This is a genomic window from Comamonas odontotermitis, assembly GCF_014207855.1.
Taxonomy (GTDB): Bacteria; Pseudomonadota; Gammaproteobacteria; order Burkholderiales; family Burkholderiaceae_C; genus Comamonas; species Comamonas odontotermitis_A.
This window is the reverse complement of the sequence record NZ_JACHKZ010000028.1, coordinates 30378-51272: the sequence shown is the minus strand read 5'-3', so window position 1 is coordinate 51272 and position 20895 is coordinate 30378. Positions and strand designations below refer to the sequence as shown.

The window sequence follows — 20895 nt, the reverse complement described above, 5'->3', positions numbered from 1 at the left end:
CACCGAGCTGGGCACGCCCCAAACGGTGGCCGTGGCATAACTACGTCTGGGGTTTGGGGAGACTCAGTCTCAAACCGATTTATGCAACAAAGCCCCTTTGAGCCGCTAATACAGCCCTTGTACGTCGTTGCATTGCCGGGGGCGCCCAGCCGGGGGCGCCCAGACTTGTCGTACCGTTGTACGGCCTGTGGCTTCGCTTGGCGCGGCCCGACCTACGCGGCTCGACGTCTCGTCTCAACCGCAAATCTGCGTGCTGGATTGTGTTCGCGGCTTTTGGCGGCTCTTAGCGGCGTTGTGCCGCTACCAGCTGCCTGGGTCCATGTGAGGCAGCCAAATGTCGATGCGCGAAACCCATTCGCATGGGTTCCAAAAGCGATGCCAGGATTGTTCGGCAGGCGGAAGCTATTCAATGAATAGCATCTGCAGGCTGCTTCAAGAGGGCAAAAAACCTGACGCCTTCAGCCGCGCCGCAAGCAGCTCGGTGAAGCGCGCATAACCTGCGGCGTTGGCGTGCACCTGGTCGGAGCGCAGTGCGTCATCGCCCAGCACTTCGCTCCAGGCGTCTGCCAGCAACGGCACTTTCTCGGCCTTGGCCAGTGTTTCGTAGACAGGGTGGTCTTTCATGCGGCCGGTGAGGGCGGCAGTCAGGTTCAGCTCGGGCACCGCCACCAGCAGCACTGGCACGCCCTGGCTTTTGCACAATTGCAGCATGCGGGCGATTTCGGCCTGCGCTGCCTGCGCGCTGTTGCGGCGCAGCCAGTCGTTGCCGCCCGCGCACAGGATCACCAGCGCGGGCTGGTGGGTTTGCAGCAGCTCGGGCAGGCGCGCAGCAATCTGGCTGCTGGTTTCGCCAGAGATCCCGGCGTTGACAACCTTCCAGCCCGTGCGCTCGGCCAGCAGGGTGGGGTAGGCCTGCCCTGCCGTGGCGCCGACACCTTGGGTCAACGAATCGCCCAGCGCCAGCACCGTGGCACCAGGGGGAATGGCTGCGGCCTTGGGCAGCTTTCTGCCACAAGCGCTGATCCACAAAGTGCCGCTGGCTATGCTTGTGATCGCTATCAGGCGCTTTATGGCGTGGCGGCGGCTGGTGTCGGGGAGGAGCTTCATGGTGCAGGTGCAGCGAAAGGCGCTGGCTGATTTTCTTGCGGGATGTTAGATCGGCCACCAGTTGAGCAGACTCAGCGCAAAGGGCAGGCTGGCAATGCCGCAGATGGTGGACAAGGTGACCAGCCCGGCAACGTAGGCGCCGTTATAGCCCATGCGCGCGGCCAGCACGTAGCAGGTGGAGGCGGTAGGCAGGGCAGAGAAGATCAGCAGAATGGATGCCTGCTGCGGCGACAGCCGCAACCAGTGCGCGGCGCACAGCGCAATCAGCGGGGTGACGAAGTGGCGGATGGCGAGCACCGATGTGCTCAGCAGCTTGCCTTGTGCAAGCAACCCCAGTTGCATGCCGGCTCCTGCTGACATGAGCCCCAGCGCAATGGACGCCTGGCCGATGCGGGCCACGGTGGGTTCCACCACGGCTGGCAGCCGCAGGCCCACCAGATTGCAGATGAGTGCCGTGAGCGTGGCCACGATCAGCGGGTTGCGCAGCAATTCGCGCACAAAGCCCGCCTGCGATCCCCGCGCCATGGGGTAGACGGCGGCAATGTTGAACATGGGCACGCAGACACCGATCAGCACCGATATCAGCTGCAGACCCTGAGGCCCCGCCAGACGTTCGGCCAGCGCCAGGCCAATGAAGGAGTTGAAGCGGAACGCCACCTGCGCGCTGGCGGCGGCATCGCGCTCATTGATCCGTTTGCCGATGAAGGGCCAGTGCGGCAGGGTATAGGTCAGCAGGACGGCGCTCAGGCCCGTGCCGATTCCGGCCAGCATCAGGCTGGAGGTGCCCTGCCAGTCGATCGGGCTGCGGATGATCGAATAGAACAGCAGGGTAGGGAATAGGAAGTAGTACACCAGGCCTTCCACCGGCTGCCATACGGATCGGTTCAGCGCCGTGTAACGGCATACCAGATAGCCGATGAGGATGAGCGAGAAATCGGGGAAAAGCAGTTGGGCGTAATTCACGCCCGCAAGCATAGCGGATCGGGTGCGGACGCAAGGCCCGCACTGTCGCATTGGCTGGAGCCGGCGGTGGTTTCCGGCCAGGCAAAGCCCTGGTTGCGCAGTGCAACTACGGGAAAACACTGGCTTGCGAGCCTTGTCTGCAGCCCGAATTCACCAGCCAATGCCGCTAGCATTGCGCTACGAATGCGAACGGGGCTGCGCAGGCAACTCCTTTGCGCTGTATTGAACCTGGCCCGAGCGAGCAAAGCCCGCCTGCAGCCAGACCCAGGAGACTGAAAGAAATGATCAACCGCCGACTCTGCCTGGCCATGGCACTGGCTCTGGGCGCCACCGCCACCACCGGTGCCATCGCAGCAGATGCCTATCCGACCAAACCTATCCGCCTGATCGTGCCATTTGCCGCAGGCGGTACCACCGACATCATTGCCCGCGTCATCTCCGAGCCGCTGGCCAAAGCCCTGGGTCAGCCCGTGGTGGTGGACAACAAGAGTGGCGGCGGCGGTACGGTGGGGGCTGCAGAAGCTGCGCGCGCCGCTTCCGACGGCTACACCCTTAGCATTGCCACGGTGTCGACGACGGCGACGAACCCGGCCGTCAACTCCAAGATGCCGTACAACGTGCAGCGCGATTTCACGCCCATCATCAATGTGGCTGCCACGCCCAACGTGATTGCCGTGCATCCAAGCTTTCCGGCCACCAACTACAAGGAATTCATTGCCGAGCTCAAGAAGAATCCGGGCAAGTATTCCTACGCCACACCAGGCCCTGGCAGCATCGCCCACCTGCTGATGGAAATGCTCAAGGCCGAGACCGGCGTGAGCGTCGTGCACATTCCCTACCGTGGCGGCGGCCCGGCCCTGAACGACACGGTGGCGGGCCAGGTCAACATGATTTTTGACAATCTGCCCTCGGCCTACCCGTTCATCAAGGACAAGCGCCTGCGCGCCATTGTGGTGGCCGCACCCAACCGCGTCGCGGGCATGGACGACATTCCCACCTTTGCGGAAGTGGGCGCACCCGTGGTGAACCGCTCGGCCTACTATGGCATCGTGGGCCCCAAGAACCTGCCCAAGGAAATCGTTGACAAGGTGAATGCAGCGACCCGCAAGGCTCTGGAAGACCCGAATGTGCAAAAGCGCATTGCCGAAACCGGCTCGGTCATCCTGGGCAACACGCCTGAGCAGTTTGCCCAGCAGATGAAGGACGAGTATGCCGCCTACAAGGCGGTGGTCGACAAGCAAGGCCTCAAGCTCGATTGATCTGGCAGGGAGGCAGCTGAACGACACAAGCGGCTGGTGGTGACACCCGCCGCTTTTTCTCATCCGGGGCGCCTGGGCACATACTCTCAAAGATGCGTGCCGCGCGCCGCATTTGCTGCCGGTTCGACCGACTGATTAGGGCAAATCACCATCTTTTGGTGCGATATCGACATCGTTGCGGCGGCATTTATCCGGTATAAAACGCGCTGTGCCAAACAGCATTGCGCAGCCGCCAGGAGCGCGGATCATCCGTCCTGCGTTGCAGGTATGGCTGCACTACTTCAAAGAGGAGATTTTTCATGCAACGTCGCTCTATTGTGGGCCTGACCCTGATCGCTGCTGCTGCAGCCACCTTCAGCGCGGGCGCTCTGGCGGATTCCAAATATCCTAACAAGCCCATCCGCCTGATCGTTCCATTTGCTGCAGGCGGTACCACCGACATCATCGCCCGCGTCATCGCCGATCCGCTGGGCAAGGAGTTGGGCCAACCCGTGGTGGTGGACAACAAGGGTGGTGCGGGTGGCACCATTGGTGCAGTGGAAACCGTGCGCGCCCCGGCTGACGGCTACACCTTGGGTATTGCCACTGTCTCCACCGTGGCAACCAACCCCGCCATCAACCCCAAGATATCCTACGACCCGATCAAGGACTTCACGCCCATCATCAACGTGGCTGCCACGCCCAACATCATTGCGGTGAACCCCAAGTTCCCCGCCAAGGATTACAAGGCGTTTGAAGCCGAGCTCAAGAAGAACCCCAACAAGTACGCCTACTCGTCGTCGGGCACCGGCGGCATCCAGCATATGCTGATGGAGCTGTACAAGAGCCTGTCCGGTATCCAGATGACCCACATCGCCTACCGCGGCGCAGGCCCTGCGCTCAACGACACCGTGGCGGGCCAGGTCAACATGATTCTGGACAATCTGCCATCGACCCTGCCATTCGTGAAGGACAACCGCCTGGTGCCCATCGTCGTGGCCGCGCCTGAGCGTTTGGCTGTGCTGCCCAATGTTCCTACCTTCAAGGAAGTAGGCCTGGAGCCGGTGAACCGCATGGCCTTCTACGGCATCCTGGGCCCGAAAGATCTGCCCAAGGATGTGGTGGACCGTATCAATGCCGCCACCAAGAAGGTGCTGGCTGACCCTGCTGTCAAAAAGCGCATCGAGGACACCGGATCGCTGGTGGTCGGCAATACGCCTGCCGAGTTTGCCGAGCAGATCAAGGCTGAATTTGCTGTCTACAAGGACGTGGTGAAAAAACAGGATCTGAAGCTGGATTGATTCCGGCCTCTGCGCCCACGAAGCCGCCCGCGCAAGCCGGCGGCTTTTTTGTTGCCGGGCCGCATCGCAACAAAAATGATCTCGCAGGAGCGGTGATCGAGGCACCCGGGAAGAGGGGGATAGGGCGCTTCATTTCATGCCATGATGGGACATGGCTCCCGTCAATCGCACGCGCAATACCCCCGGTAAACCTTCGCCTTCGCTGCATCCGGCAATCGACCGCTTCATAGACGCCGTTTGGCTGGAAGACGGTCTGGCGCGCAATACATTGGCCGCCTACCGCCGAGACCTCACGCTGTACGGCCAATGGCTGCTGCAAGAGCACCCCGGCACGGCCATAGAGCACAGCAGCGAAGCGCAACTGCAGGCTTTTTTTGCCGCCAAGATGGCGGACAAGGCCACCACGGCCAACCGGCGCTTGACGGTGCTGCGGCGGTTCTTTCACTGGGCGCTGCGCGAGCAGCTCATCATGGCCGATCCCACCATCCGCATGCTGGCTGCCAGGCAGCCGCTGCGCGTGCCCAAGACATTGACGCCGCAAATGGTGGAAGCCTTGCTGGAGGCGCCGGACGATGGCAGCCCGCTGGGCCTGCGCGATCGCGCCATGCTGGAGTTGATGTATGCCAGCGGCCTGCGCGTGTCGGAGCTGGTGGAGCTGCAAAGCGTGCAGGTGGGCCTGGCCGAAGGCGTGCTGCGCGTGATGGGCAAGGGCCGCAAGGAACGCCTGGTGCCTTTTGGGCAGGTGGCGCAACAGTGGCTGGAGCGTTATCTGAGCGATAGCAGGCCGCTCATACTGGCCGGGCGCCAGAGCCCCGATTTATTCGTAACCCAGCGCGGCAGTGGCATGACCCGCGTGGCGTTTTGGATGATCGTCAAGAAATACGCCCAGCTGGCAGGCATCACGGCGCCGCTGTCGCCCCACACGCTGCGCCATGCCTTCGCCACCCACCTGCTCAACCATGGGGCCGATCTGCGCGTGGTGCAGCTCTTGCTGGGCCATGCCGATATATCAACCACCACCATCTACATCCATGTGGCGCGCGAGCGGCTCAAGGTACTGCACGGGCAGCACCATCCGCGTGGGTAGTGGGGGGCTGGATTGCGAAGCGGTTTTCAGAAACCGCCACGCCCAGGCACTGTCTGCCATCGTGCAGGAGCAGGCTCCCAATCGGGAGAGGGCTCACGGTCAAGCAGAGCGCACACCAAAGCACCCAGGGCGACATCCAGGCCATCATTGGCTGCTTGGGCACCGGCATCCTCATGGCTGGCCTGCAGCACAAAATCTCGAAAAGCGTTCCAGTCGGCAGCCAAATGGGCTACCAGCAACCGAGCCAGATCGTAGGAGAGTTCGTTTGGCGGCCCCACGTCAAAGAACGACTGGCCGTTCCAGAACGACTGGATGCGCTCTGCATTCCAGAAGGATTGATGGCGAGCATGCAGCTTGGGCAGGTCGGGGCGCGGGTTGGCAGCCGGGCTCAGGCGCTGTTCTGTGTTGACCGCCAAGCCTTCGTTCAGCCACATGGGCAGCGGCAGGTGGTGCACGCACGCGTGGGTGAGCTCGTGCACGATGATGGGCTCCAGCGCTTGCAGGTCTGCGGCCATGGTCACGAAATGCCCGCATCCTTTCTGGATGAACATACCGCTGCTTTCCGCGTATTCACCGCCATCCGGGTAGTAGTGCGCAACATAGCGGTAGTACGATTCTTTGTCCTTGAACACGATCACCAGATCGTGGCCCCAGCCTGGTGTCTCTGCGACGCCGTTGAGCACATGCAGGATGCGCTGCAGACTTTTATTGACATAGTTCAGCGTTGCCTGGGCAACCACGGGCTCCAGATTGGACAGCAGAAGGGCCGTACCATGCTCGCGCACCCGAAAATCCGGCCCCAGTGCCACACACATATGGTCTAGCCAAGCGCGCTCCGCCGTGCTCCAGGCACTGGCATGATCGGCGGCGTCCGGGAGACGGGCAATCCAGTGCGTTATCGCTTGCCAATCGAAAACAGGCAGTCCGTTGGCGTCCTGTATCACCGAGGCCAATACCAATGGCTCAACAGCCGGTGCCTCAATCTGGGTGGCAGGGACGGCTTGGTGGGGTGCGGCGTCTGCAGAGGGCGTGGGCAGAAACCGGGAAATGAGCCAGCGAAGCATGGGGGCAGGGTGTGATGGGATCTGCCGACTATAGTTTCAATGGGGTGAAAATGGCTGTTTGCACAGGCTTGCTGCGTTGTGAATACGCATCGCAGCTCAATCAGATCCCCAGCGGATTCTTACGGCCCTTTTCTACCGGGTTGGCCAGCAGCTTTTGCGCGGGGTAGGCGCGCAGGAACTCTTTGGCCTTGGCGGCGGAGGAGCCCAGCCAGGCGTCGTAGGCGCCTTCGTTCAGGATGGCGGGCATGCTTTTTTCGCTGCCGGGTGCCTGGTAGCGGTTCATCAACCCATGTGCATTGGCATTGATGGTGATGATGGCGTAGCTCAGCAGTTCGCTGCCGTCCTCGTCTTGCCAGCGCGCCCAGATGCCCGCCACGCCCATGGGCAGGCCATCGACGCGGGCAATGCGCGTGGGCTTGGGTTTACCGCTGCTTCGGTAGTCGTCGGTGATGAAGGCCTGCATCGGCACGATGCAGCGCTGGTTGTTCAGCCAGGCATCGCGAAAGGCAGTGCTGGTGCCCACGTTGTCGGATTTGACATGGACCAGCTTGGTTGCGCGCAACTTGCCATCGGACGCAGATTTGACCCAATGCGGCACCAACCCCCATTGTGCGGGTACCAGCAGGCGCGATGTGATGTCTGTGGAAGGGGCAGGCTCCGCTTTGGCCTGCGCGTCAGCGGCTGATTGCGTCTCGGCCTGGCTGGCAGCGGCAGTTTTGAGTGCAGCCCTTTCTGCATCGGTCGCGCCACTGAGGCTGCGGGTAATGAAAAAGCCGGGCCTGCGCGGTGTCATCTTGCGCTCGCCCAGCTCGGCGGGTGGCTCCACGCGAAAGGCGGTGGGGTACAGGTCGGCGTTTTTGAGGGCTTCGTATTGGGTGCTCATGGGCAAGATGGTACGTGGCTTGCAGACGGTTGATCACCGGCCTGAAATGGTTGGATGGTTATGCTATTAAAAACGAAGCTGCTGGCGTTTTTTTGGTGCGCGTAAAAGCAGATTTCTTTAAAACACAAGGGGCCAGAGGCAGCATTATGAAAACAGCGCCCATTCCTGCTCGGAGTGGGCGCTGGCTGTAGGCGATCGAAAAATCGCAATAGCAAAGAGCCTTACAGCGACTGTCCAAGCTTGCGCAGGAAGCGTTCGCAGGCTTCGAGCTGGCTGATCTCGACAAATTCGTTGGGCTTGTGGGCCTGCTCGATATTGCCGGGGCCGCACACCACCGTGGGGATGCCCACGTTCTGGAACAGGCCCGCTTCGGTGCCATAGGCCACCTTGCGTGTGGACTGGTCGGCAGTCAGCGCGCGCACCAGGGCTGTGATGGCGGCCTGCTCGCTTGCTTCCAGCGGCGGGGCATAGGGGCCGGTTTCGATGTCGATGCGAGCATCGGCAAACTCGCGCTGCATGCGCGGCAGGAGTTCGTCGCGCACATAGCTCTCGACCTTGGCCTGGATGCTCTCCGCCGTCATGCCCGGCAGGTTGCGGAACTCGTAGTTGAATTCGCACAGCTCGGGAATGGTGTTGACCGCAATGCCACCAGAGATCTGGTTGGTCGTCATCGTGGTGAAGGGCACGTCGTAGAACTCGTCATACGGGCCGTTGGCCTTGAACTGATCTGCCACATCGCGGATATGGCAGATCAGGCGCGCGGCGTACTCGATGGCGTTGCAGCCCTTGGGGGTGAGCGACGAGTGCGCGGCCTTGCCATGCACCTTGCAGCGATACAGGTTGATGCCCTTGTGCGCCACCACCACCTGCATGCTGGTGGGCTCACCCACCACGCAGCCATCGGCCACCTGGCCACGGGCCTGCAAGGCGCGCAGCATCACCGGCGCGCCGGCGCAGCCCACTTCTTCGTCGTACGACAAGGCAATGTGCAGCGGCTTCTTGCGCGGCATGGCAATGAATTCGGGCACCAGGGCAATCGATGCGGCGATGTAGCCCTTCATGTCTGCGCTGCCGCGGCCGTAGAGCTTGCCGTCCTTTTCGGTCAGTACAAACGGGTTGGTATCCCATTGCTGGCCGTCGACTGGCACCACATCGGTGTGCCCGGACAGCACAATGCCGCCCTGGGTGCTGCCGTCATCGGCGGGGAGGGTGGCAAACAGGTTGGCCTTGTCGCCTTCGGGTGAATGGATCAGCTCTACCTTGAGGCCTTGCTGGGCCAGCGCATCGCGCACGGTTTCGATCAGGGCAAGGTTGGAGTTGCGGCTGGTGGTGTCGAAAGCCACCAGCTTTTCCAGCCAGGAACGGGTATTCATAACGCAGTCACTCGGGAGTTAAATCGCAAGTGACCAAGTGTAGGAGGATCACGAAGCCTTGGTGCCGGGGCGTGCATTACAAAGCGCAATGCATGGCCCTTGGTACGCCTTTGCGTTGTTGGCGTGTGTGCTGCCTAGTGCGCCACGGCCTGTACAGGCAAGAACTGCAGCAGGCTGCCGCCAGCCAGGCCCTGCACATAGCCGATCACGGCACGGCGGTATTTCTCGGACACCACATCGGCCATCAGATCGTTGCGCGCGATCATCTTGCCGAACTCGCGCTCGAAGCTGAGGTTGCGTTCGCTGGTATTGATTTCGTTGGTCAGCAGCATGGGTTGACCGTTGGAGAGTTTGCGATGCGTCAGCATCCAGTTGGCGATTTCCAGGTTGCGCGAAGCGTTGTAGACCGTCTGCGCATCGAGGCCGTGGATCAGATACAGGGTGGTGCGGCCACCGTAGGCGGTGATCAGCATGTCGGCGGTCGCCCAGGTAAAGGCAGCCACGCGGTCGCTGGAGAATTCGGGCGCCAGCGCCATGCTCATGCCATCGATATCGCGCTGGTCCATCAGGTCGGGCCAGGGCTGCTGGTTCTCGATGGCTTGCTTGACGGCCTTCATCGCCTGTTCGCGGCTGTCAAAGCCTCCCTTGCGCCATTCCTGCGGATTGCGGCGGTAGAGCTTGTCCATCAGGGTGTACAGACTCTGCAGGTTGGCCTGCATGCTGAGCGTCGCCATGCGATTGACGTCGGACTGCCCCCATTCCTTGGCTTCCATGTCGCGGTCAGGCGCCTTGCCTCGCGTAGTGGGGGCATTGCTGCAGCCTGCCAGCAGCAATAACGCAGTCAGGCATGCGGAAATTCCTACAGATCGGGCGGAGCGACAGGGCATATCAAATCGTCAGGGTCTGCTATCGTTTTCATTATGGCAAGCTTGTAGCGTTGCGGATTGCCACAACAGCGGCAGATTGCATCAGAGTGTGGGAAAATGACGATGTTTATCAGTTTTCTAACCCTGCACAAGAGCGAGAAAGGCACATTCGGTTATGACACCGCGAACGACGACCCCTGGAGGTTTGACTGGCCGCTAAGGCCGGTGGTTCGCGCCTGCACGATTGTCATCGTCTTCCTCCTCTTCCTTCCAAAGCGCGGACCAGTTCCGCGCTTTTTGCTTTTTTGGCGTTGCGCGGATTTGCATCAGCCCATCCATCACCACGATTACAGGAATTCTTATGGTTCAAATTACGCTTCCCGATGGCTCCAAGCGCGAATATCCCGGCCCGGTATCGGTAGCCGATGTTGCTGCCTCGATTGGCGCAGGCCTGGCCAAGGCCGCGCTGGCGGGCAAGGTGGGTATTGGCGATAACGCCAAAGTGGTGGACACCAGCCATGTGATCGAGCAGGATGCCCCACTTGCCATCATCACCGCCAAGGACAAGGATGGTCTGGAAGTGATCCGCCACTCCACCGCTCACTTGCTGGCCTACGCTGTCAAGGAGTTGTTTCCTGATGCGCAAGTCACCATCGGCCCGGTGATCGAGAACGGCTTTTACTACGACTTTGCCTACAAGCGCCCCTTCACCCCTGAAGACCTTGTCGCCATCGAAAAGCGCATGACCGAACTTGCCAACAAGGATGAGCCGGTGGTGCGCCGTGTGCTGCCGCGCGACGAAGCCGTGGCTTATTTCAAGGGCATTGGCGAAGACTACAAGGCCGAGATCATTGCCAGCATCCCCAGCAATGAAGAAGTGAGCCTGTACCGCGAAGGCAGCTTTGAAGACCTGTGCCGTGGCCCCCACGTACCGAGCACTGGCAAGCTCAAACACTTCAAGCTGATGAAGGTGGCTGGCGCCTACTGGCGCGGTGACCACAACAACGAGATGCTGCAGCGCATCTACGGCACGGCATGGGCCAGCAAGGACGAGCTGCAGCAATACCTCACCATGCTGGAAGAGGCGGAAAAGCGCGACCACCGCAAGCTCGGCCGTGAACTGGACTTGTTCCACATCGACGAGCACTCGCCCGGCACCGTGTTCTGGCACCCTAAAGGCTGGACGATCTGGCAAGAGGTGGAGCAGTACATGCGCCAGGTCTACCGCGACAATGGCTACCAGGAAGTGAAGGCTCCACAGATTCTGGACAAGACCCTGTGGGAGAAGACCGGCCACTGGGACAAGTACCGCGAGAACATGTTCACGACCGAGTCGGAAAAGCGTGAATATGCCCTGAAGCCGATGAACTGCCCAGGCCACATCCTGATCTTCAAGCAGGGCATCAAGAGCTACCGTGATCTGCCGCTGCGCTTTGGCGAGTTCGGCAACTGCCACCGTAACGAGCCCACCGGTTCGCTGCACGGCATCATGCGTGTGCGCGCCTTCACGCAGGATGACGGCCACATCTTCTGCCTGCCCGAGCAGATCCAGGCCGAAGTGACTGCCTTCACCTCGCTCCTGCAGAAGGTGTATGCGGATTTCGGCTTCACCAACATCCTCTATCGCTTGTCGACCCGCCCTGAAAAGCGCATCGGCACGGAAGAGAGCTGGGACAAGGCAGAGGCCGCCCTGGCCGACGGCCTGCGCGCGTCGGGCTGTGATTTCGAATACCTGCCTGGCGAAGGCGCCTTCTATGGCCCCAAGATCGAATACACCCTGAAAGATGCGCTCGGCCGTGAATGGCAGTGCGGCACCATCCAGGTCGACCCGAACCTGCCAGAGCGTCTGGATGCGGAATTTGTGGGCGAAGACGGCGAGCGTCATCGCCCCATCATGCTGCACCGCGCCATCGTGGGCTCGCTTGAGCGCTTCATTGGCATTCTGATCGAGCAGCACGCTGGCGCGCTGCCGACCTGGCTTGCGCCCACGCAGGTGGCCATCCTCAACATCACCGATGCACAGTCCGAATATGTGAAGGAAGTGGCCGACAAACTGCGTAAGGCCTTGCCGCACCAAGGGCTGCGTGTGGTTACCGACCTGCGCAACGAGAAGATTACGTATAAAATACGGGAGCATTCGTTGCAGAAGCTGCCCTATATCCTCGTCGCGGGCGACAAGGAGAAGGCAGCTGGTGCCGTAGCAGTGCGCGCCCGGGGCGGCAAAGACCTCGGTGTGATGTCCGTCGATGCGTTCGCAGAACTCATTGCCAAGGACATCGCCTCTAAAGCATAACCCTCTGGTAGATGAGCTTTGGACAGCGTGGACTGTGCTTTGAGCAGCTACGCTGTCGTAGCTTTTAAATATTTAGGGTGAAAGCCATAGCTACTGAATTTCGTGATCGCCGCCACCGCGAAGAGCGCAAACACCGCCTGAATCGTGAGATCCAGGCGCCTGAAGTGCGTCTGTCCGGTCCCAATAATGAACCTCTGGGCATCGTGCCGCTGCAGGAAGCACTGCGCATGGCGGGCGAACTGGACGTTGACCTGGTCGAAATCGCCGCCACGGCCGTGCCGCCTGTGTGCCGCCTGATGGACTACGGCAAGTTCAAATACCAGGAACAGAAGAAGGCGGCAGAAGCCAAGGCCAAGCAGACCGTCATCGATATCAAGGAAGTCAAGTTCCGCCCTGGTACCGATGATGGCGATTACAACGTCAAGATGCGCAACATCAAGCGCTTTCTGGCAGATGGCGACAAGGTGAAGGTGACCTTGCGGTTCCGTGGCCGTGAAATCACCCACCAGAATCTCGGCATGGATCTGCTCAACCGCATCCGTGACGAGCTGGCCGATACCATCCAGGTTGAGCAGTTTCCCAAGCTGGAAGGCCGCCAGATGATCATGATGGTGGCCCCTGCGCGTAAAAAACCAGGTGCTGCGGGTGGTAAAACTGCCGAAGGCGACAAGGCCCCAGTGGCAGCGGCTTGAAAAATCGCATAAAATACTGAATTCCGATGGCGGCGCATAGCCGCCTTCGGTTTTTATAGGAGAGCAATTGCCTGTATGCCAGGGGGCCAGAATCTGGGCCTGTGGTGGTGCAGTCGGCGGCTGTCCTTCGATGGATAGGGTTTCCGGTCTGTCGCAAAAGTGGCTCGGGGCCAACAAGTTCAGCCAAGTGGTCTGAACGCCTCACGAGCACAATCCATAAGGAGCATTCACATGCCCAAAATGAAGACCAAGAGCAGCGCGAAGAAGCGTTTTCGCGTTCGTCCAGGTGGCACCGTCAAGCGCGGTCAAGCCTTCAAGCGTCACATCCTGACCAAGAAGACCACCAAGAACAAGCGCCACCTGCGCGGTGCAGTGAACGTGCATGAGACCAACATGGGTCACATGGCACAGATGCTGCCCGGCATGGGCCTGTAATTCACTGACGAACAAGGAGAAAACACATGCCTCGCGTCAAACGTGGTGTAACGGCTCGCGCCCGTCACAAAAAAGTTCTGGCCCTTGCTAAGGGTTTCCGCGGCCGCCGTGGTAACGTATTCCGCGTTGCCAAGCAAGCCGTCATGAAGGCTGGTCAGTATGCCTACCGTGACCGTCGCAACAAGAAGCGCGTGTTCCGCCAACTGTGGATCGCTCGTATCAATGCTGCTGCACGTGAACTGGGCCTGACCTACAGCCAATTCGCCAACGGCCTGAAGAAGGCTGCGATCGAAATCGACCGCAAGATGCTGGCCGATATCGCCGTGCACGACAAGGCTGCTTTTGCAGCTATCGTCGACCAAGTCAAGGCCAAGCTGGCTGCCTGAGGTCACGATCAGTAGTTACTCCTGATTCAGTAGCTGCTGGTGCACACACAGCAAGGGCTAGGGCTTGAAAAGGCACTAGCCCTTGTTTCTTTTTAAGAATCAAGAATCGATAAAGAGTCGATATGAACGAGTTGGATTCTCTGGTCGAGAGCGCGCAGCAACTGTTTGCGCAGGCCCATACCCCCGCTGATCTGGAAAACGCCAAGGCGCAGTTTCTGGGCAAGTCGGGCAAGATGACCGAGCTCATGAAGGGCATGGCGCAGCTTTCCGTCGAAGAGAAAAAGTCGCGTGGTGCTGCGATCAATGTGGCCAAGCAGGCCATCGAGTCGCTTCTCACGGCGCGCCGCAAGGCCTTGGCCGATGCTGAACTGCAAGCCCACCTCAAGGCCGAAGTGCTGGATGTGACGCTGCCCGGCCGTCGCCGTGGCTCGGGAGGCCTGCACCCCGTATCGCTGACACTGGAGCGTATCGAGGGCATCTTCGGCTCCATGGGCTTCGATGTGGCCCAGGGCCCCGAGATCGAGTCCGACTGGTTCAACTTCACGGCGCTCAACACGCCGGAAGACCATCCTGCGCGCTCCATGCACGATACCTTCTACGTTGAAGGCGGCACGCAGCACGCGCCCAATCTGCTGCGCACGCACACGAGCCCCATGCAGGTGCGCCACGCCGTGCAGCATGTGAAGAAATACCGCAATCTGATCGACGCCGGTCAGACCATGCCGGAGATCCGCGTGATTGCGCCGGGCCGCACCTACCGGGTAGACAGCGACGCCACCCACTCGCCCATGTTCCACCAGTGCGAAGGCCTGTGGATTGGCGAGAACGTCAGCTTCAAGGACTTGAAGGTGGTGTTCACCGATTTCTGCAAGACGTTCTTCGAGCAGGATGATCTCGTGCTGCGCTTCCGCCCCAGCTTCTTCCCATTCACCGAGCCTTCGGCCGAGATCGACATTCAGTTCCAGAGCGGCCCGCTGGCCGGTCGCTGGCTGGAGGTGTCGGGTGCCGGACAGGTGCATCCCAATGTGGTGCGCAACATGGGCCTCGACCCCGAAAAGTACATCGGCTTTGCCTTTGGCATGGGCCCCGACCGCCTGACCATGCTGCGTTATGGCGTGAATGACCTGCGCCTGTTCTTCGACGGAGACATCCGTTTCCTGTCGCAGTTTCAGTAATTGAAAAAGTGAGCAGTTTGTGCACATCCTGTCTGGTTTTAAAGAAGAAAGTGTCTGAAGATGACCGCCAGCCATGCGCAAGCAGCTCCTGTTTTGAAAGCAAGAACGCCTTGGCCTGTTTGCAAGCACTGCCAACAAGCCTGAACGCCAAAGAGTCTGACTATGCAATTTCCTGAATCCTGGTTGCGCGAGTACTGCAACCCGCAGCTGACCACCCAAGAGCTGGCCGATACCCTGACCATGGCCGGTCTGGAAGTCGAAGAGATGGAGCCCGTGGCTCCGCCTTTCACCGGAATCGTGATTGGTGAAATCAAGGAGGCCGTGCAGCACCCCGACGCCGATCGCCTGCGCGTCTGCCAGGTGGATGTGGGTGGCCCCGAGCTGCTGAATATCGTCTGCGGCGCACCCAATGCGCGCGTGGGCATCCGCATTCCCTGCGCTACCGTGGGCGCCGAGCTGCCTCCGGGCGAAGACGGCCAGCCTTTCAAGATCAAGATCGGCAAGCTGCGTGGCGTGCAGAGCTTTGGCATGCTGTGCTCGGCCAAGGAGCTGGGCATTGCCGACGACCACGGCGGCCTGCTGGAGCTCCCGCTGGATGCACCCCTGGGCCAGAACGTGCGCGAGTACCTGAATCTGGACGACACCCTGTTCACCCTCAAGCTCACACCCAACCTGGCGCACTGCCTGTCGGTGTACGGCATTGCGCGCGAGTTGTCGGCACTGACTGGTACGCCGCTCAAACAGCTGTCCTTCCCGCAAGCGGCTGTGGCCGTGCAGGACAAGCTGCCGGTGAAGATTGAGGCCACCGATCTGTGCGGTCGCTTCTCGGGCCGTGTGGTGCGCAATGTCAACACGCAAGTGAAGACGCCACAGTGGATGGTGGACCGCCTTGCCCGTTGCGGCCAGCGCTCCGTGTCGCCGCTGGTGGACATCTCCAACTATGTGATGTTCGAGCTGGGCCGTCCCAGCCACATCTTTGATCTGGACAAGATCCATGGCGGGCTGAGCGTGCGCTGGGGCAAGGAGGGCGAGACGCTCAAGCTGCTCAACGGCAACACCATCAAGATCGATGATTTCATCCAGGTCGGTGTGATTGCCGACGAGAAGGAAGTCGAGTCCCTGGCTGGCATCATGGGCGGCGACGCTACTGCCGTGTCTGACGACACCCGCAACATCTACATTGAGGCTGCCTTCTGGTGGCCCAAGGCAGTCGCGGGCCGCTCGCGCCACTTCAACTTCTCGACCGACGCTGGCCACCGCTTCGAGCGTGGTGTGGATCCCGAACACACCGTAGAGCATATCGAGCGCATCACTGCGCTGGTATTGGAAATCTGTGGCACACCAGAGACCCAGTGCGGCCCGATGGACGACCAGAAGCCCCACATGCCGACGCCCAAGACCGTGCAGCTGCGTGTGGCGCGTGCGGCCAAGGTCATCGGCATGGCCGTGACCCAGCAGCAATGCCTGGATGCCTTGAATGGCCTGGGTCTGCCAGCCGTGGTGGCTTCTGAAGGTGTGATCAGCGTGACCGCGCCCACCTTCCGCTTCGACATCAACCTGGAAGAGGATCTGATCGAGGAAGTGGCACGCATGGTGGGTTACGAGAACCTGCCAACCTCCAAGCCGCTGGCACCTATCTCTCCCAAGTTGCGTGCAGAAAACCAGCGCAGCCCGTTTGCCGTACGCCGCGAGTTGGCAGCCCTGGGTTACCAGGAAACCATCAACTTCAGCTTTGTCGAAGCCAAGTGGGAAGCCGAGCTGGCAGGCAATGCCGATCCGGTCAAGCTGCTCAACCCCATTGCCAGCCACCTGAGCGTCATGCGCTCATCGCTGCTGGGCTCGCTGCTGCAGGTTCTCAAGTTCAATGTGGATCGCAAGGCCCAGCGCGTGCGCGTGTTCGAGCTGGGGCGCGTGTTCTTCAAGGATGCATCGGTTGTCGATTCCGACACCACCGTGAAGGGCTTTTACCAGCCCATGCGCGTGGCAGGCCTCGCTTATGGCGCAGCCGATCAATTGCAATGGGGCAGTACCGAGACCAAGGTCGATTTCTACGACGTCAAGGGCGATGTGGAAGCGCTGCTGGCGCCGCTGGTTCCCGTGTTTGAACCCGCCGAGCATCCTGCCATGCACCCTGGCCGCTGCGCGCGCGTGCTGCTCAATGGCAAGGCCATCGGTTTTGTAGGAGAGTTGCACCCTCAGTGGCGCCAGGAATGGGATCTGGCGCAAGCGCCCACCATGTTCGAGTTGGAGCTGGACGCCGTGCTGGCCCGCAACGTCGCGGTATTCAAACCCGTGACCAAGCACCAGGCCGTGGAGCGCGACATTGCCGTGGTGGTCAAGGAGGCTGTCACACACGCGCAGGTCATGGACGCAATCCGTGCTGCCAACAGTGGCGGTATCCTGCGCAATGCCGTACTGTTCGATGTGTTCCGCCCCAAGAAGCTCAAGGCCGGTGAAGAAGCTGCGCCGGGCAGCTTGGCACAGGACGAAAAGAGCCTGGCCGTGCGCCTGACCCTGGGCCACGACGAGCGGGCACTGGAAGAGACCGAAATCGAGACCGCCATGCAAGCTGTGCTTGAGCAGCTCAAGCAGAGCGTCAATGCGCGTTTGCGCTGATCTATATTGCGGATACTGCTATGGAATTTACAGTAGAAAGTCTGGAGCAACCTGCGCTGACCAAGGCGCAGCTCGCTGACATGCTGTTTGACAACATCGGGTTGAACAAGCGTGAAGCCAAGGACATGGTGGATGCGTTTTTCGACCTGATCGCCGAGAGCCTGATCAAGGGTGAAGACGTGAAGCTGTCGAGCTTTGGCAATTTCCAGGTGCGCATGAAGAAAGCCCGTCCGGGCCGCAATCCGCGCACCGGCGAAGAAGTGCCTATCGAAGCGCGCCGCGTTGTCACCTTTCACGCCAGTGGCAAACTCAAGGACTCGGTGCAGGCTCCCGCAGACTAGACTGGAGGGTATGGCAATGTGCCGACTGAGGGGCCAAGATTGGCCATCAGCAGACATTGCCTGCCGCTCGTCTGGCCGCATCGCCAGTATGCAACACGGCCGCATTAGCGGCTGTTTACAATTTGCCCATGGAAAAACAGCTTCCCTCCATCCCCGCCAAACGCTATTTCACCATTGGTGAAGTGGCGGTGCTGTGTGATGTCAAGCCGCATGTGCTGCGGTATTGGGAGCAGGAGTTCACACAGCTGCGTCCCGTCAAGCGCCGCGGAAACAGACGTTATTACCAGCACCACGAGGTGTTGATGATCCGCCGCATTCGTGAGCTGTTGTATGAGCGTGGCTTTACCATCAGCGGCGCGCGCAACCAACTGCAAACCCTGCCTCGTGGCCATGCCATGCTGGAGGCCTTGGCGGATGACGCTGCGTTCACACTGAATGGAATGGATGCAGCTGCATTGGATGAGGCAAGTGCGTTCAACCCTGCAGAGCCGGTCACCTGGCAGCAGGCCGCTATCGAATTGCAAGAAATTCGTCGCATTCTTTCTGGAGAGCCTGAAAACTAGGTATATAATTCAAGTCTTCGGAATGTAGCGCAGCCTGGTAGCGCACTTGCATGGGGTGCAAGGGGTCGCGAGTTCGAATCCCGCCATTCCGACCATTGATATAAACCCGTATGCTTCGGCATACGGGTTTTTCATTTGTATTCACGGACTTACGTGAAAATTCATGGCCGAGCATGGCCCTACATGCTCCTATACAACAGCGGCCAATGTGTATGCCGTCATGTATGCTGCTTAAAAAGCGAACTGGTGGCATACATGAAGCGAGTAGACCTTACTAAAAGGCATCATCCCCTTAAGGACACAACGATCGAGGCGCTGGAGCCTGAGGCTAGCGCTTACCGGGTCAGAGACACCACGGATAGAAATCTGCACCTTTACGTGCGACCAGACGGTCGTAGGTCTTGGGAGATTCGTTACAAGATCGGCCCTGGCAAATGGTCATTCATGGGCATCGGGGCCTATGGCAAGCGAGACGGAAGCCTGTCTGCGGCAAAGGCTCGACAAAAAGAAGCCGAGCTGGTCGAGGCAATGCAGTCAGGTGAAACGCTGCGGGATACGGTAAACCGGCTTAAAGGCGCCGCTCAGAGAATTTCAGAAAACACTTTTGAGGCCCTGGCTAACGAATGGATCGCCATCAAAACCCGTACCTGGGTGGATGGCACCGCAGTGCGGAACATCGGCGCACTAAAAAACCATGTCTATCCCCAGTTTGGCATGCGGCCATTCGCGCAGATCAAGGCCAAAGAGTGGCTGGAGCACTTCAACCGTATGCAGGAGGCCGGGATCATTGAAATGGCCAGCCGTGTGCTGACCATGTGCCGCGATATTCTGGATTTGGCCGTCATCACCGACCGGATGGAGGCAAACCCCCTGGCCACCATGCACAAGCGCCTAGAGACCCGTAAGGCGGAGGCCATGAAGCATGTGACGCAAGGGGAGCTGCCAGAGTTGATTCGAGCAATCAGGGGCTACAAGTCGCGCGAGGCCTCGATTGGCCTGCAACTGCTGATGATGCTTGCCACCCGCCCATCTGAGCTGCGAGAGGCAGAGTGGGCAGAAATTGACTTTGCCAAAAGCGAATGGACGGTGCCAGCCATGCGCATGAAGCGCAAAAAGTCAGAGAAGCTAACTGGCGATCCGCACGTCATCCCATTGCAGACCCAGGCGGTCGCGTTGCTCAAAGAGCTGCAGCACATCAACGGTGCCTATCCATTTTTGTTCCCTGGCCGTAGTGATACCAAGAAGCCCAAAAGCGGCATGTTCTTTTTGATGGCGCTGCGACGCCTGGGCTATGAGGACAGGCAAACGCCCCACGGCTTTCGGCATATTTTCAGCACAGCGGCCAATGATGCGCAGCGGTTTGATTCGGATTTGATCGAAGCGGCGCTTGCACATGTGACGCGGGGCGTTCGCGGTCGCTACAACCATGCAAAATATATTGAAGCTAGGCGACCGCTGATGCAATGGTGGGCCGATGAAATAGATGGGATGAGCGAGCGAGGGTCTACAAATGAGGTATGAATCTAGACGCTCGCTTTGATACATTTCAGCCATACCAGTGTTGTAGAAGCCTGTAATCATCTGCTCTGCAATTTTGCTTGTATATCTGTCTTGCAAATATGCTGGTTTTTAGACATTGCTGATGGTGCTGATGGCGGGATTAGTCGGGATTTATGGAGTATCTGCATGCAGCGCGTAGTCCAGTGCTCTGCCAAGCACAGTTAAAAAATAGAATTTATGGATAGAAGAAAGGCAAATATGATAGAAATCAAAGTTAATCGCCCAGGACAGGATTTAACAGTTAAAGGCGAGGCAATCCAGCGCATCTATGGCAACTATTTGGCTTGGCGGTATATTGTAAATCGTAGATATCAACGTAAACTCGTTTGGACATTGGAGGAAAAGCGACGGTTCATTGATTCTATTATTTCAGGCTATCCGGTTCCAATTGTTTTGCTTGCAGAACGGAAAGCTGAGTTGCAGAATTTTTTCGAAATAATCGATGGAATGCAACGGTTGAATGCCATCTTTGGTTTTATCGAAAATGAATACGACATCAATGGTTGCTACTTTGACTTAAACACAATGGCTGAAACCAAGGCATTGATGGATGAGGGGAAGCTAGTACAACGTGAGCCTGTATTGCCACGCGAAGCATGCGTGCAAGTGGCAGCGTACACAATGCCTCTGTCAATATACGAATTCTCTAACGCAAGTGATGTTGATGAGGTTTTTCGTCGAATTAATTCCGGTGGACGAAAACTATCTCGGCAAGAGCTCCGAATTGCCGGTGCTACTGGTCATTTTGCTCAGGCTGTACGGCTTATCTCGTCTAAGGTTAGAGGTGATGCTTCTGCTTCGGATGAACTTCCTTTGAACGAAATGAAAAAAATCTCAATCACAAATAGAGATTTGTCCTAAGGTATTGATGTCGATGAAATATTTTGGATTAAGCAAGGCGTTTTAACCAAAGAGCAAGTACGAGAATCTCGGGATGAGGAGTTAGTATCCG

19 protein-coding genes and 1 tRNA gene are annotated in these 20895 nt (G+C 59.2%); 14 read left to right on the top strand and 6 right to left on the bottom strand.

Translation table 11 applies throughout. From position 1 onward, the window contains the following. Window positions 1–432: 432 nt before the first annotated feature. Window positions 433–1107 (bottom strand): GDSL-type esterase/lipase family protein, encoded by a 675-nt coding sequence (locus tag HNP33_RS17325; RefSeq protein WP_184710728.1) that lies wholly within the window; start codon window positions 1105–1107, stop codon window positions 433–435. Window positions 1108–1152: 45 nt separating this feature from the next. After that, complete coding sequence (locus HNP33_RS17320; protein ID WP_184710726.1) at window positions 1153–2082, bottom strand: AEC family transporter; 930 nt, start codon at window positions 2080–2082, stop codon at window positions 1153–1155. Between the two features lie 269 nt (window positions 2083–2351). On the opposite strand from HNP33_RS17320, the gene HNP33_RS17315 reads away from it, so the two are divergent. From HNP33_RS17315 to xerD, 3 genes are all read left to right on the top strand, one after another. Next, window positions 2352–3329, top strand: coding sequence for a tripartite tricarboxylate transporter substrate binding protein BugE (locus HNP33_RS17315; RefSeq protein WP_184710724.1), 978 nt, complete (start codon window positions 2352–2354; stop codon window positions 3327–3329). Window positions 3330–3628: 299 nt separating this feature from the next. Next, window positions 3629–4609, top strand: coding sequence for a tripartite tricarboxylate transporter substrate binding protein BugE (locus tag HNP33_RS17310; protein WP_184710722.1), 981 nt, complete (start codon window positions 3629–3631; stop codon window positions 4607–4609). A 151-nt stretch (window positions 4610–4760) separates the two neighbouring features. Next, window positions 4761–5696, top strand: coding sequence for a site-specific tyrosine recombinase XerD (xerD, locus tag HNP33_RS17305; RefSeq protein ID WP_184710720.1), 936 nt, complete (start codon window positions 4761–4763; stop codon window positions 5694–5696). A gap of 26 nt (window positions 5697–5722) precedes the next feature. Here the strand turns inward: xerD and HNP33_RS17300 are convergent, their stop codons facing one another. From HNP33_RS17300 to HNP33_RS17285, 4 genes are all read right to left on the bottom strand, one after another. Further along, window positions 5723–6760, bottom strand: coding sequence for a hypothetical protein (locus HNP33_RS17300; RefSeq protein ID WP_184710718.1), 1038 nt, complete (start codon window positions 6758–6760; stop codon window positions 5723–5725). 100 nt (window positions 6761–6860) lie between these two features. After that, the gene (locus HNP33_RS17295) at window positions 6861–7643 is read right to left on the bottom strand and encodes an SOS response-associated peptidase (RefSeq protein WP_184710716.1); all 783 of its coding nucleotides are present in this window, start codon (window positions 7641–7643) and stop codon (window positions 6861–6863) included. Window positions 7644–7864: 221 nt separating this feature from the next. Continuing rightward, window positions 7865–9016 (bottom strand): acetylornithine deacetylase, encoded by a 1152-nt coding sequence (gene argE / locus HNP33_RS17290; protein ID WP_184710714.1) that lies wholly within the window; start codon window positions 9014–9016, stop codon window positions 7865–7867. Between the two features lie 134 nt (window positions 9017–9150). Next, window positions 9151–9903 carry a hypothetical protein gene (locus tag HNP33_RS17285; RefSeq protein WP_184710712.1) on the bottom strand — a complete coding sequence of 251 codons (753 nt, stop codon included), beginning with the start codon at window positions 9901–9903 and terminating at the stop codon, window positions 9151–9153. A gap of 340 nt (window positions 9904–10243) precedes the next feature. On the opposite strand from HNP33_RS17285, the gene thrS reads away from it, so the two are divergent. The 11 genes from thrS (at window position 10244) to HNP33_RS20900 (ending at window position 20804) form a co-directional block, all read left to right on the top strand. Then, entirely contained in the window at window positions 10244–12175 is a 1932-nt protein-coding gene (gene thrS / locus HNP33_RS17280) for a threonine--tRNA ligase (protein WP_184710710.1), read from the top strand. A 77-nt stretch (window positions 12176–12252) separates the two neighbouring features. Next, entirely contained in the window at window positions 12253–12867 is a 615-nt protein-coding gene (infC, locus tag HNP33_RS17275) for a translation initiation factor IF-3 (protein ID WP_184710708.1), read from the top strand. Window positions 12868–13098: 231 nt separating this feature from the next. After that, complete coding sequence (gene rpmI / locus HNP33_RS17270) at window positions 13099–13302, top strand: 50S ribosomal protein L35 (protein WP_105729206.1); 204 nt, start codon at window positions 13099–13101, stop codon at window positions 13300–13302. Between the two features lie 26 nt (window positions 13303–13328). Then, on the top strand, window positions 13329–13688 hold the full coding sequence (gene rplT, locus HNP33_RS17265; protein ID WP_184710706.1) for a 50S ribosomal protein L20: 360 nt from the start codon (window positions 13329–13331) through the stop codon (window positions 13686–13688). 122 nt (window positions 13689–13810) lie between these two features. Then, on the top strand, window positions 13811–14863 hold the full coding sequence (pheS, locus tag HNP33_RS17260) for a phenylalanine--tRNA ligase subunit alpha (RefSeq protein ID WP_184710704.1): 1053 nt from the start codon (window positions 13811–13813) through the stop codon (window positions 14861–14863). Window positions 14864–15025: 162 nt separating this feature from the next. Further along, window positions 15026–17479, top strand: coding sequence for a phenylalanine--tRNA ligase subunit beta (gene pheT, locus HNP33_RS17255; RefSeq protein ID WP_184710702.1), 2454 nt, complete (start codon window positions 15026–15028; stop codon window positions 17477–17479). A gap of 20 nt (window positions 17480–17499) precedes the next feature. Further along, window positions 17500–17820, top strand: a complete 321-nt coding sequence (locus tag HNP33_RS17250; RefSeq protein WP_184710700.1) for an integration host factor subunit alpha — start codon at window positions 17500–17502, stop codon at window positions 17818–17820. Window positions 17821–17948: 128 nt separating this feature from the next. Further along, on the top strand, window positions 17949–18383 hold the full coding sequence (locus tag HNP33_RS17245; RefSeq protein WP_184710698.1) for a MerR family transcriptional regulator: 435 nt from the start codon (window positions 17949–17951) through the stop codon (window positions 18381–18383). A gap of 18 nt (window positions 18384–18401) precedes the next feature. After that, window positions 18402–18478: transfer RNA gene (locus HNP33_RS17240), tRNA-Pro, on the top strand. Window positions 18479–18638: 160 nt separating this feature from the next. Continuing rightward, window positions 18639–19904 (top strand): tyrosine-type recombinase/integrase, encoded by a 1266-nt coding sequence (locus HNP33_RS17235; protein WP_184710696.1) that lies wholly within the window; start codon window positions 18639–18641, stop codon window positions 19902–19904. Window positions 19905–20141: 237 nt separating this feature from the next. Further along, window positions 20142–20804, top strand: a complete 663-nt coding sequence (locus HNP33_RS20900; protein ID WP_221452116.1) for a DUF262 domain-containing protein — start codon at window positions 20142–20144, stop codon at window positions 20802–20804. Window positions 20805–20895: the final 91 nt, after the last annotated feature.